The organism is Zemynaea arenosa, from assembly GCF_004614185.1.
Lineage (GTDB): Bacteria > Pseudomonadota > Gammaproteobacteria > Burkholderiales > Burkholderiaceae_D > Telluria > Telluria arenosa.
The window spans coordinates 1-12,260 of record NZ_SPVF01000128.1 but is presented as its reverse complement, the minus strand read 5'-3'; the positions used below and the strand labels follow the sequence as shown (position 1 = coordinate 12,260).

Sequence of the window (12,260 nt, the reverse complement as noted above, 5' to 3'; positions counted from 1 at the left end):
GGATGGTACCGCGCAGTATATGCTTAATCGACAACTTTGCGTGTATTGACATAATTTAATGCCAAGATCCGTTAGGAACCGCACTGCACAGCCCGCGAAACGCCCGCACCATACAGCATGCCTGAAGGACCTTCCCTCTACATCCTGCGCGAAGAAGCGGCCCGCTTCGAAGGCCAGACCATCGTCCGTGCCTCCGGCAACGCGCGCGCGATCGACATCCCGGCGCTGGAGGGCATGCCGGTGCTGGCACTGCGCAGCTGGGGCAAGCACTTCCTGATCCAGACGCCGCTGTACACCATCCGCATCCATTTCCTGCTGTTCGGCAGCTACCGCATCGACGAGCGCAAGGAGAAGCCGCCGCCGCGCCTGGCGCTGGAGTTCGATGACGGCGGCGAGCTGAACTTCTACGCCTGCCAGATCAAGTATGTGGACCTGGACGAGTACGACTGGGCGGCCGATGTGATGTCCGAGGCCTGGGACCCCAAGGCCGCCCGCAAGAAGCTGCGCGCCCAGCCGGACCTGGCCGCCTGCGACGCGCTGCTGGACCAGGCGATCTTTTCCGGCGTCGGCAACATCATCAAGAACGAGGTGCTGTTCCGTATCCGCCTGCACCCGCTGTCGACGATCGGCGCCCTGCCCGCGCCCAAGCTGCGGGCGCTGGTCGAGCAGGCGCGGACCTACAGTTTCGATTTCCTGGAATGGAAAAAGCAGTATGTCCTGAAAAAACACTGGCTGGCCCACAAGCAGTCCATCTGCCCGCGCTGCCATATCCCCTTCCAGAAAGGCTTGCTCGGCCGCACCCGGCGCCGCAGTTTCTGGTGCGAGAACTGCCAGAAACTCTACACCTGACTTTTCGTCATCCATCTTGGCAAAACCGCATGTTGCAAGGGCAGGAAAACATTTCTATTGCCGGTTGTTAATTGCAGAGGTCTCATACTACAATCGACTGAGACACTCATTCGTGCGCCGGGCAGAACGCGCGTACATATAACGGTAACGGAATCCGAACAATGTCCTTCCTGTCCTCTGGCGCACCGAAGCTCGCTCCCTGGAAAGTCCTGCTGGTTGATGACGAGCCCGATATCCATGACATCACCAAGCTGACCCTGTCGCGCTTCCGCCTCGACGGCCGCCAACTGTCCTTCCTGCACGCCTACAGCGGCGCGGAAGCCAAGCAGGTACTGGCGCGCGAGAAGGACATCGCGCTGGTGTTCCTGGACGTGGTGATGGAGAAGGAAGACAGCGGCCTGGAAGTGGCGCGCTGGATGCGCCAGGAGCTGGACAACCAGTTCACCCGCATCGTGCTGCGCACCGGCCAGCCGGGCCAGGCGCCCGAGGAGCGCGTGATCGTCGACTACGACATCAACGACTACAAGGAAAAGACGGAGCTGGACCGCACCAAGCTGTTCACCACCACCTTCGCCGCGCTGCGCGCCTACCGCGACATCATGAAGGTCGAGGAAGCGCGCCACGCGCAGGCCACCTACCGCGAGGGCCTGGAGCGGGTGATTGCCGCCTCCTCGCACCTGTTCCAGCAGCGCAGCCTGAAGGACTTCGCCAACGGCCTGCTGCAGCAGGTGGTGGCGCTGCTGCGCCTCGAACAGAGCATGCTGGTGCGCGTGGCCGGAGCGTCGGTCATCGCCGGCGAGCAGCAGTACGAAGTGCTGGCCAAGATCGGCGACATGGACGACACGCTGATCCATCCCGAACTGCTGGCGCAGCTGGACGAAGCGCGCAAGAACCGCATCTCGCAGCTGTATGGCGACGTGTATGTCGGCTACTTCCCCAACCAGAGCGGCAAGGCCTCGCTGCTGGTGCTCAAGGGCGTGGAAGAGATTTCGGAGATCGACCAGCAGCTGCTGGAAGTGTTCTGCTCCGGCGTGGCCATCGCCTTCGACAACATCCTGCTGACGCAGGAGATCACCGATACCCAGGCGGAGCTGATCATGCGCCTCGGCGACGTGGTGGAGTCGCGCTCCAACGAGGCGGGCAACCACGTGCGCCGCATGTCGCAGGTGTGCCATCTGCTGGCCGAGAAGTCCGGCCTCTCCGAAGACGAAACGGCGGTGCTGATGCACGCCGCGCCGATGCACGACATCGGCAAGATCGGCACGCCGGACGCGGTGCTGCTCAAGCCGGGCAAGCTGACGCCCGAAGAGTGGGAGATCATGAAGAAGCACCCGGAGATCGGCCTGTCGATCCTGGATGGCTCGCAGCGCCCGATCCTGAAGGCGGCCGCGGTGATCGCGCACCAGCACCACGAGCGCTACGACGGTACCGGCTATCCGCAAGGGCTCAAGGGCGAGGACATCCACAAGTACGCGCGCATCGTCGCGGTGGCCGACGTGTTCGACGCCCTGATGCACAAGCGCTGCTACAAGGATGCCTGGCCGGTCGAGCAGGTCATCGGCCACCTCAAGGAAGTGGCCGGGCACCACCTCGATCCAGCCTATGTGCACCTCCTCATCGAGAACATGGACGAGGCGCTGGAAATCAACCGCCGCTTGCCGGACTAAGCTCCCGCATGGCGCTGCGCAGCGCTATCGAATTCATTCCCTCAGCCGCGCGGATTGGCGGCGGGCTTCGCCCACAGTGCGCCCGCAGCTGATGCGCCGCGTACGCCGCTCACGATCCTGCGCCAGCTGGCCGACCGTATCTACGGGCCGGCGAGACCAATGGCAGCGCGGCTGCGATGATCGCCGCGGAGGCGGAAGCCGCCGCGGAGGTGCGCGCCACCGGTGTCACGGAGGGCCTGCTGCCAATCAGCAGCAGCATGGCGGCGTCGCGGCCGGCCTTACTCCGCAAGGGCGGCTTCCTGCTGCTCGCGGCGGTTGCGCGGGAAGCGCAGGTGGTAGTGCAGGCCCAGGCCGGGCGAAGACACCACGCGCACCGTCCCGCCCAGCGCGCCGGTCACCAGGTTGTACAGGATATGCGCACCGAGGCCGCTGCCGCCGGTTCCGCGCTTGGTCGTGAAAAAGGGGTCGAACAGCTTGGCCAGCGTGTCCTCGTCCATGCCCACGCCGTCATCGCTGTAGTCGAACACCACGTGGTCTTCGTCGTCCAGGTGGGCGCTGATGCGGATCTTGCCCGCCTGCTCGTGCTCGAACCCATGTACCAGCGAGTTGACCACCATGTTGGTGACGATCTGCGACACCGCCCCCGCGTGGCTCTCCATCCGCACTTCCTTCGGGCAGTCGACTTCGACTTTCACCGGCCGCCCTTTGAGCTTGGGCTGCAGCGACAGCAGCACCTCGTCCAGATAGGTGCGCAGGTTGAAGGAACGGATCTCGTCCGACGATTGATCGACCGCGACCTGCTTGAACGAGCGCACCAGCGCCGCCGCGCGCTGCGTGTTGGTGGTCATGATGCGCAGCGACTGGTCGACGATGTCGAAGAACTGCCCCAGCGAGTCCTCCGTCATCTCGCCATTGGCCAGCTCCTCGCGCGTGAGCTTGAGCTCCTGCACCAGGTGGCTGGTGGCCGTGACGCAGATGCCGAGCGGGGTGTTGATCTCGTGCGCCACGCCCGCGACCAGGCGGCCCAGCGAGGCCAGCTTCTCCTGCCGCACCATCTCGCTCTGCGCTTCTTCCAGCTGGCGCAGGGCCGTTTCCAGTGCCGCATTCTGCTGCTCGAGGCGCTCCTTGGCCTTGCGGATCGCGCGGTCCGCCATCATGCGGGCGATCGCCACCGCCACGTGCGAGGCCATGAAGGCCAGCAGGTCCAGGTCCGCCTGGGTGTAGACGATGGCCGGGTCGTAGCTCTGCACGATGATGACGCCATAGGGCTGCTCGTGCACCAGCATCGGGGCGCCCATCCAGCTGCAGATGTCCGTGCTGCCGTGCGGCTCCACGATCTCGCCCGCCTCCAGCAGCTTCAGGTAGCTGGCGCGGTCGTGCAGCATGGCCTGCTTCCGGGCCAGCACATAGGAGCTCATGCCCGCGCCGTAGCGGAAGCGCTTGACCGGCGCGCTCGCATCCTTCTCGTCCACGAAGTACGGGATCGAGATCTCCTGCGTCTCCGGGTGGTACAGCGCGATCAGGAAGTTCGGGGCCGCGATCAGCTCCGCGATGATGCGGTGCAGGCTGGCGGACAGCGTCTCGGCATCGCCCGCACGCCCCGCCGACAGGTTGGCGATCTGGTACAGCGCGTGCTGCACCGCCTCCGCGCGCGCCCGTTCCGCCACTTCGTGCGCCAGCGCCGCGGTGCGCTCCTGCACCGCGCGCTCCAGCCGGTCCATGCTCTGCAAGCCTTGCAGCGCCACCGACACATAGTTGGCGATCTGGGTGAACAGCGCGATGTCCTCGTCGCCGTAGGTGTGCTCCTTGTCGTAGCTCTGGATGACGATGGCGCCGAAGGTCTGGTGATGCTGGTCCAGCAGCGGGCAGCCGACCCAGTGCTCCGCGGTGGAGCCCAGGCCCCAGGCGCGCGTCTCGTGCTCGGACGCGGTCATGACCAGCCGCCTGCGGTTGAGGATCACCCACGCGGTTGGCGATTCGTCGGCCGAGGCCAGGGTCACGCGTTCCTCCGGATCCGGCGTCGCGTCCAGTTCATCGACGAAGTACACGAAGCGCACCGTCCCGTCTTCGCGGTCCTGCAGCGCCACGTAGAAGTTGGCCGCATACATGATGCGTCCCAGCTCGCGGTGCACTGCGCGGATGAATTCCGTGATATCGCTGGCCGTGGTCGAGAGCTGCCCGATCTCCAGCAGCATGGTCTGAACGGCTTCCAGCCGGTGCAGGCGGTCCATCGTGTGATTTCCTCGTCTCGTGACGCGCTCGAAGTGATGCGCAGAGGAAATACTAGCAGGGCGCGCCAGCGGCGTGTTCGAATCTTTCGATTATGGCAATCGAAAGATCCGAATGGTGTTGCTCAGTGCATGCGGACGCGGGGCCGCGCGGGCGGCCGGACGGGGGGACCCGGCGGCGGTACCGGCGGATCGATGTTGATCGCCGGGATGTGATAGCTGAACGGATTAATGATGATCGGCGGGATCGCAGGGGGCGCCGACGGAGGACCTTTTGGACCGCTGCCCTGCGCGGGCGCGAGCCAGGTATCTTCCACGTGAATCGTCAGGACCATAAGAACTCCTCCGGTCTGAATAGACATCCAGTATAGGCTTCCAGGCATCGTTGGCAATGTCAGACTGACCATGTGACTGGGCTATTCACACCATCGTTCACGCGGCCGTTCAGGCCCGCCGCGGTACCGGTCGCCCCGGCCAAAATGCAGTTCGTCGCATTCCGATGGTCCGTGTATGCAGACGCGCCTACAGTGCAGCCATACCAGCCCCGCGCTGGACCCTGATAAAGACAAGGAAGAGAGGCCGCATCATGAAAAAATTCGTCGCTATCGCCATCGTCGTCATGCTCGCGATGATCGCCTTTAACATCACCATCGATCTCGGACACTCGCACGTCGCCTGGGACGACGGCGACTTCGACGGCCCCTTCGCCGCACTGATCGGCATCGCGGCCGGCGGCATGGGTCTCGTGATCGGGGGCGTGGTGCTGGCGGTGGTCGGCGTGATGCTGGCGCTGCTGTTCGCGGGCCTCGGCATCCTGGCGGTGGCCGGACTGGTGATCGGCGCCGTGGTACTGGCCGCGCTGATGTCGCCCCTGCTGGTGCCGATCCTGATCCCGGTGGCCTTCATCTGGTACTTCAGCCGCCGCAGCCGCCGCGCCAAGATGACCCACGAAGCAGCGGTGTAAGACCCAGCCTCTCAGGCCGGCCCTTCGCACTCCACGCGATTGCGGCCGGCCGCCTTGGCGCCATACAGCGCCTTGTCGGCCCGCAGCAGGGCCGCATCTCCGGTGGGATCGAAAGCACGGATCTCCGCACAGCCGATACTCACCGTCACCGCAATCTCCTCCCCATCCTCCAGCCGGCACGGCGACGCTGCCACCGTGTGCCGCAGGCGCTCCGCGTAGGCCGCCGCCGCCGCGTGGCCCGCGCCCGGGAGCAGCACCGCGAACTCCTCCCCGCCCATGCGGCCCAGCGTGTCGATCTTGCGCTGGGTGGAGCGCATCAGCTCCGCCACGTGGCGCAGCACCGCGTCGCCGACCGGGTGGCCGTGGCGGTCGTTGATGGTCTTGAAGTGGTCGATGTCCAGCATCAGCACCGCCGCCTGGCCGTCGACGTGGCGCTGGACGCGCGCCAGCTCTTCGTCCAGGCGCGCCATGAATTCGCGCCGGTTGGGCAGGCCGGTGAGGAAGTCGGTGGTGGCCAGCAGGCGCAGCTCGGCGTCCATGCGCTGGCGCTCCGTGATGTCCAGCGTGGACACGATCAGGAAGTCCAGCTGCTCGTGCCCCGGCATCACCAGCAGCGTGACCTGGTTGGCGCGCGTGGTGCCGTCCAGCCGCATGAAGCGGCCCTCGCCCGCGAAGTGGCGCGCGCCACCCTGCAGCGCGGCCACGGCATCGATGAACAGGTCCAGCCCCGGTTCGCCGAACACCTGGGCCAGCGACAGCATCTCCAGGTCCTTGGTGCGCCCACCCACCTGGGCCAGCGCGGCGCTGTTCAGGTCCAGGATCCGCACCAGGGACGCGAGCGCGCGCACGTCGTCCGGATGCTCGCGCAGGTAGCCGCGCAGGTCGGCCATGCCGGCCCGCCCGCGCAGCACCTCGCAGGCCGCGCGCACGCCCGACCAGTCGAGCTCCCACAGCGCCACCGGCGCGTGGTCGTACAGGCTGCGGAAGCGTTCCTCGCCGGCCCGCAGGGCCTGGGCGGCCAGGGTCTGCTCAATGGCGATGCCCGCCAGCTGGGCGGCCTGCTCGATCAGCACCACGTTGGCGGGGCTAGGGTAGTGCGGCTCGCGGTGGTAGATGGCGAAGGTGCCGATGATCTTGCCCGCCGCGCCACGGATCGGCTCCGCCCACGCGGCCGCGATGCCCGCCTGGGCGGCCACGTCGCGCGCGCCCTCCCAGTAGGGGTGGGTCGCGATGTCGTCCACGATCACGCGGGTGCCCGACTTGGCGGCGGTGCCGCAGGAACCGACCCCATGGCCGATCACCAGGCCGTCCCACGCGTCGCGGAAGAACTTGGGCAGGCTGGGCGCCGCGCCGTTGCGCAGGCGCTGGCCGTCCGCGTCGAGCAGCATGATGGCGCACAGCATGCCGGGGTTGGTGGTCTCGATGCCCAGCACCACCGCGTCCAGGATGCTGTGCAGCGGCGCGCCGCGCGCCAGCATCTCCAGCACGTGGCGGTGGGTGCGCTCGCGCTGCTCCACCTGTTTGCGCTCGGTGACATCGCGGAACGACCACACGCGCGCCGTCTCGCTGCCCAGCCGCACCGCGCGCGTGAACTGCTCGAAGAAGCGGCCGTCCTTGAGCCGCAGCAGCTCGCGCTGCACGCGGCCCTCGTCGTAGTCGAGCGAGCGGCTGTACACGAAGGGCGCGGGATGCAGCAGCTGCGCCAGCATGTGCGCGATCAGCGCCGTGTCGTCTTCGGCCAGCGCCATCTCGGGCGGCACGCTCCACAGCTCGCGGAAGCGCTGGTTGGAGTCCAGGATGCGGTGGCGGCCGTTGTCGACCAGGATGCCGTCCACGGTGGAGTCCAGGATGCTGCGCATCATGGCCTGGCCGCGCTGAGCCGCGTCGTGCAAGGCCGCCAGGCGGCGCTGGCCCGCATCCAGCTCGGCGCCCAGCTGCCGCTCGCCCTCCAGCGCCCGGGCCGCGGCGGCGCGGCTGGTGGCCAGCAGCCAGGTGAGAAGCGTGAGCAGCAGCGTGGCCGGGATGCCCGCCCACAGGATGTTGCGCGCGCGGCCCGAGTGCAGGTGGTTGCCGAACGACGGCAGCGCACGGATCGCCAGCGTCCAGCGGTGATTGGCGGTGCTGATGCGCTGCTCGGTCATGAGCAGGGACGGCGCATGGGTGGTCCCGGGCGACATGCGCGCCTGCGGGTCGGCGGTGTCGCCATCGTAGACTTCCACATCGAGTTCGCCGCTGGCATCCGCGTTCATCGCCGCCAGCATGTCCCGCATGTTGAAGGCGCCGTAGACGAAGCCGCGCACCGCCGCGCGGCGCTGCTCCAGCGTGCCCGCGGGCGCGTCATGCCGGTACACCGGCAGCACGACGATAAAGCCGTAGCGGTCCGCCCCGTCGTCCTGCTGCAGCACGATGCGGCCGGACATGGTGGGCAGGCCGGTGTCGCGCGCCTGCTCCAGCGTCGCGCGCCGGACCGGTTCGGCCCAGGCATCGAAGCCCAGCATGCGCGCGTTGCTGCCGCCCGCCGGTTCCAGCCAGGTCACGGGCGCATATTCGGCCCGCTCGCCCGCGGGGCGGATCGAGTAGCGGGGAAAACCGGCCGCCTTCATGCGCGCCACATGCGCGGCCAGATCGCCGTTGCGCACCATGTCCATATAGCCGACGCCGCGCATGCCGGGGAACTGGCCGGTCAGGTCCTGGGTGCGAATGTAGTCGGCGAATTCGATGCGCGAGACGTCGGTCGATCCGGCGAACAGCCCCTGCGCGCCGCGCACCACCTGCAGATGGGTGGCCATCCGCAGCGCCAGGTTGTTCACCACTTCGCGCGAACGGTAGTCGAAATCGGCCTGCAGGTCGCGCAGCGCGTCGCGGCGGGCGACCGTCCACAGGGCCGTGGTGGCGCCGAGCCCGCTCGCCAGGATGAGCGCCGCCAGCAGGTGGGGACCCAGCAGGTGCGTGAGGCGGGAGCCAGAACCAGCAGTCATCGGACGGTCACGGTTGGGGTGGCGATCTCGCCGATACTACCCCTGGAGTTGTCATGCTGCAACGACTATTGGTCGTTAAGGCATCAAATGCCCTCGATCAGTCGCATCGCGAACACAATCGGCAGTCCGGCCGCGATCACGCGCCGGGCTGCGGCCCCATGGTCGTAGGGCACGCGGAAGCAGGTCAGCTCGCGCGTGGCGTCGTCGTAGATGGCGTAGCACGCGGCACAGTTGCCGTCGCGCGGCTGGCCGACGGCGCCGGGCAGCACGAGGTACTGGTGCTGGGGCGCCAGTGGAATGCGCACATCCGGCAGCGGCACGTGGCTGCCCATGCGGCCATCGTCCGCGCGGCGGTACAGGGCCGGGGCGTGCACGTGGCCGGAGAACACGATGCGGGCGCCGCGCGCCGCCTTCAGGCTTTTTTCCGCCTCCTCCGCGCAGTCCACGTAGGCCCAGCGCTGCGGTTCGTGCGCGCTGGCGTGCACGAAGAAGTGCTTGTCCAGTTCCGCCGTCAACGGCAGGCCGGCGAGGAAGTCCAGCTGCTCCCGATCGAGCCGGCCGCGGGTCCATTCGATCACCTCGCGCGCCTCCATATGCATCTGCGGGCGCGTGGGCTGGGTCACGGACAGGTCATGGTTGCCCTGCACGGCGATGGCGCCCTGCGCGACGTACTCGCGCACCGTGTCCACTACCCAGGCCGGGTCGGCGCCATAGCCCACGAAGTCCCCGGTGAAGGCGTAGCGGTCGGCCTTCTGGGCGCGCGCGTGCTCCAGGCAGGCCGCCAGGGCCTCGCGGTTGGCATGCAGGTCGGTCAACAGGGCAAGACGCATGACGGCTACTCGGGCGCGGGTGCTCTCGCGTTACGCGCCCTTGCGGCGCCGGTATTCGTGGTAGCCGCGGGCGCGCAGCGCGCACGCCGGGCAGGCGCCGCAGCCATAGCCCCAGTCGTGCAGGGCACCACGCTCGCCGAGGTAGCAGGTGTGGGTGCCCGAGCGGATCAGGTCCACCAGCGGCATGCCGCCGGCCTGCTCGGCCAGCTCCCAGGTCTGCGCCTTGTCGATCCACATGAGCGGAGTGTCGAGACGCAGGCGGGTGGCCATGCCGAGGTTGAGCGCGACCTGCAGCGCCTTCATGGTGTCGTCGCGGCAGTCCGGGTAGCCGGAGAAATCGGTCTCGCACATGCCGCCCACCAGCACATTCATGCCGCGCCGGTAGGCCACGGTGGCGGCCACCGTCATGAACAGCAGGTTGCGGCCGGGGACGAAGGTGTTGGGCAGGCCGTTGTCCTGCATCGCGATGGCGACGTCGCTGGTCAGCGCGGTGTCGCTGATTTTCGAGATCAGCCCGAGGTCGATCATGTGGTCCTCGCCCAGGCGCGCGGCCCACGCGGGCTTCAGGGCACGCATGTCCGCCAGCAGCTGCGGGCGCACGGCCAGCTCGATCGCGTGGCGCTGGCCGTAGTCGAAGCCGATGGTCTCCACGCGGGCGAAACGTTCCAGGGCCCAGGCCAGACAGGTCGCGGAATCCTGTCCGCCGCTGAACAGGACCAGTGCGCTGTCAGTCTGTTGCATGATGTTCTCTCTCGGTGATTCTGTAGCACGCGCCCGTTCCATATCCGGTACGCGTCCGCCGTCCCGCGTGCCGTTCCGGTAACATGCGCCAGTGATGACTTATCGGAATGACATGACTGGGTGCGCGAGGCTGGCCGGAGTGCTGCGGCGGTCCCGAATTTTGGCACAAATCCTGTTCGCCGTGGCCGCCCTGCTGGCCACTGTGGGCGCTTGGGCGCAGGGTGTGGCGTACACCGTCGCCATCGATGCGCCCAAGCCGCTGGCCGAACTGCTGCGGAATAACCTGGACCTGGAGCGCTGGCGCGGCAACCCGCGGCTGGACCGGGACCAGCTCCAGCGCCTGGTCAAGGGCGCGCCGGAGCAGGTGCAGACCCTCGTGGCCACCGAGGGCTACTACTCGCCCACGGTGGAGGCCACGCTCGATACCTCGGGTGCGCAGCCGGTCGCGCGCATCACGGTGCAGCCGGGCGAGCCGGTGCTGGTCGGGGACGTGGACCTGGAGCTGCGCGGCTTCGCGTCCGCCGAGGCAAACAACTCGCCATTCGATGCCGGCGCGCTGCGCACCGCCTGGGCCCTGCCGCGCGGCCGCGTGTTTCGCCAGCCGGACTGGGAGGCTGCCAAGCGCGCCCTCCTGCGCCAGGTGATCGCGACCCGCTACCCGCGCGCCCAGCTGGTCGACACCAGCGCCACGGTCGATCCCGAGGCGCACCGCGCGAACCTGCGCGTGGTGATCGACAGCGGGCCGGAGGCGCGCTTCGGCGGCCTGCGCATCGAAGGGCTCAAGCGCTATCCCGAGACCGTCGTCACCAACCTGAATACGATCAAGCCGGGGGAGGAGTACAGCGAGGCCGCGCTGCAGGTGCTGCAGGGCCGCTTGCAGGACACGGGCTACTTCAGCAGCGTGGAAGTCACGGCCGACATGTCCAGCGTGATGCAGGAGCAGGTGGCCACGCTGGAAGAGCAGCAGACCGCACCCGCGCCGGTGCCCCTGCCCTCCACGGCCACCCTGCCGATCCTCATCCGCGTCACCGAGAACAAGTACCGCAACGTGAGCGCCGGTCTCGGTTACTCGACCAACACCGGCAACCGCGCCACGCTGCAGTACGACGACCTCTCCGTGTTCGGCCTGCGCATGAAGAGCAACCTGACGCTGGAGACGCGCCGCCAGGTGGCGCGCGCCGACTTCTACTATCCGACCAAGCCGGGTGGCTACAACGACAGCTTCGGCGGCGGCATGGAGCGCAATGACCTGAACGGCGAGATCACCACCACCGCCACCGTGCAGGCCAAGCGCGCCTGGGGCACGCCGCAGCTGGAGCGCTCCGTGCAGCTCGAACTGCTCACCGAGCGCAAGATCATCGACGGCCTGCCCGCATCGCGCGCCAAGAGCCTGCCCTTCACCTATAACATCACCAAGCGGGAGCTGGACAACCTGCTGCTGCCGAACAAAGGCTACGCGCTCAACGTGCAGCTGGGCGGCGCACCGCTGCCAGTGCTGACCGACCGCGTATTCCTGCGCGGGGCGCTGCGCTTCATCGACTACCGGCCGCTGTCTGCGCGCGCCACGTTGATCCTGCGCGGCGAGGCGGGGGCGGTGGCGTCCAAGGGCAAGGATGGCATCCCGTCCACCTACCTGTTCCGCGCAGGCGGCGACCAGTCGGTGCGCGGCTACGGCTACCAGGAACTGGGCGTGCGGGTGGGCGACGCCATCACCGGCGGGCGCTATCTGCTGGCCGGCAGCGCGGAAATCGACTACTGGCTCAAGCCGCAGTACGGCGTGGCCGTGTTCTACGACGCGGGCAATGCGGGCGATGTGTTCCGCGAACTGAAGCCGCGCGCGGGCTACGGCGTCGGCGCGCGCTGGCGCAGCCCGGTCGGGCCGATCAATGTCGATGCCGCATATGGCCAGGCGATCCACAAATGGCGCCTGCACTTCTCGCTGGGATTCACTTTCTGATGGACGCGAACGATACTCCTCCCCAGTATCCTGGGCAGCCTGGCGC

Annotated in this window: 9 protein-coding genes; 4 read left to right on the top strand and 5 right to left on the bottom strand. The window is 67.8% G+C overall.

Going from position 1 to position 12,260, the window contains the following annotated elements; genetic code table 11:
• Window positions 1-117: 117 nt before the first annotated feature.
• Window positions 118-849, top strand: a complete 732-nt coding sequence (locus tag E4L96_RS09735) for a DNA-formamidopyrimidine glycosylase family protein (RefSeq protein WP_135207021.1) — start codon at window positions 118-120, stop codon at window positions 847-849.
• 161 nt (window positions 850-1,010) lie between these two features.
• Window positions 1,011-2,516 carry a DUF3369 domain-containing protein gene (locus E4L96_RS09730; protein WP_135207020.1) on the top strand — a complete coding sequence of 502 codons (1,506 nt, stop codon included), beginning with the start codon at window positions 1,011-1,013 and terminating at the stop codon, window positions 2,514-2,516.
• Window positions 2,517-2,794: 278 nt separating this feature from the next.
• On the opposite strand, the gene E4L96_RS09725 is transcribed toward E4L96_RS09730, so the two are convergent.
• Window positions 2,795-4,747, bottom strand: coding sequence for a sensor histidine kinase (locus tag E4L96_RS09725; RefSeq protein ID WP_135207019.1), 1,953 nt, complete (start codon window positions 4,745-4,747; stop codon window positions 2,795-2,797).
• Window positions 4,748-4,869: 122 nt separating this feature from the next.
• Window positions 4,870-5,079, bottom strand: a complete 210-nt coding sequence (locus E4L96_RS09720) for a hypothetical protein (protein ID WP_135207018.1) — start codon at window positions 5,077-5,079, stop codon at window positions 4,870-4,872.
• A 251-nt stretch (window positions 5,080-5,330) separates the two neighbouring features.
• Between E4L96_RS09720 and E4L96_RS09715 the strand changes: the two genes are divergently transcribed.
• Entirely contained in the window at window positions 5,331-5,708 is a 378-nt protein-coding gene (locus E4L96_RS09715; protein ID WP_135207017.1) for a hypothetical protein, read from the top strand.
• Window positions 5,709-5,719: 11 nt separating this feature from the next.
• Here E4L96_RS09715 and E4L96_RS09710 read toward each other — a convergent pair whose 3' ends face one another.
• The 3 genes from E4L96_RS09710 to queC form a co-directional block, all read right to left on the bottom strand.
• The gene (locus E4L96_RS09710; RefSeq protein ID WP_229414366.1) at window positions 5,720-8,686 is read right to left on the bottom strand and encodes a sensor domain-containing diguanylate cyclase; all 2,967 of its coding nucleotides are present in this window, start codon (window positions 8,684-8,686) and stop codon (window positions 5,720-5,722) included.
• An 83-nt stretch (window positions 8,687-8,769) separates the two neighbouring features.
• Window positions 8,770-9,516 (bottom strand): metallophosphoesterase family protein, encoded by a 747-nt coding sequence (locus tag E4L96_RS09705; protein ID WP_135207016.1) that lies wholly within the window; start codon window positions 9,514-9,516, stop codon window positions 8,770-8,772.
• Window positions 9,517-9,546: 30 nt separating this feature from the next.
• Complete coding sequence (gene queC, locus E4L96_RS09700) at window positions 9,547-10,257, bottom strand: 7-cyano-7-deazaguanine synthase QueC (RefSeq protein ID WP_135207015.1); 711 nt, start codon at window positions 10,255-10,257, stop codon at window positions 9,547-9,549.
• A gap of 160 nt (window positions 10,258-10,417) precedes the next feature.
• Between queC and E4L96_RS09695 the strand changes: the two genes are divergently transcribed.
• Entirely contained in the window at window positions 10,418-12,214 is a 1,797-nt protein-coding gene (locus E4L96_RS09695) for an autotransporter assembly complex protein TamA (RefSeq protein WP_229414364.1), read from the top strand.
• Window positions 12,215-12,260 lie beyond the last annotated feature (46 nt).

Coding starts and splice junctions, on each gene's coding strand:
- E4L96_RS09735 (WP_135207021.1), top strand. CDS start 118: ATGCCTGAAGGACCTTCCCTCTACATCCTGCGCGAAGAAGCGGCCCGC.
- E4L96_RS09730 (WP_135207020.1), top strand. CDS start 1,011: ATGTCCTTCCTGTCCTCTGGCGCACCGAAGCTCGCTCCCTGGAAAGTC.
- E4L96_RS09725 (WP_135207019.1), bottom strand. CDS start 4,747: ATGGACCGCCTGCACCGGCTGGAAGCCGTTCAGACCATGCTGCTGGAG.
- E4L96_RS09720 (WP_135207018.1), bottom strand. CDS start 5,079: ATGGTCCTGACGATTCACGTGGAAGATACCTGGCTCGCGCCCGCGCAG.
- E4L96_RS09715 (WP_135207017.1), top strand. CDS start 5,331: ATGAAAAAATTCGTCGCTATCGCCATCGTCGTCATGCTCGCGATGATC.
- E4L96_RS09710 (WP_229414366.1), bottom strand. CDS start 8,686: ATGACTGCTGGTTCTGGCTCCCGCCTCACGCACCTGCTGGGTCCCCAC.
- E4L96_RS09705 (WP_135207016.1), bottom strand. CDS start 9,516: ATGCGTCTTGCCCTGTTGACCGACCTGCATGCCAACCGCGAGGCCCTG.
- queC (WP_135207015.1), bottom strand. CDS start 10,257: ATGCAACAGACTGACAGCGCACTGGTCCTGTTCAGCGGCGGACAGGAT.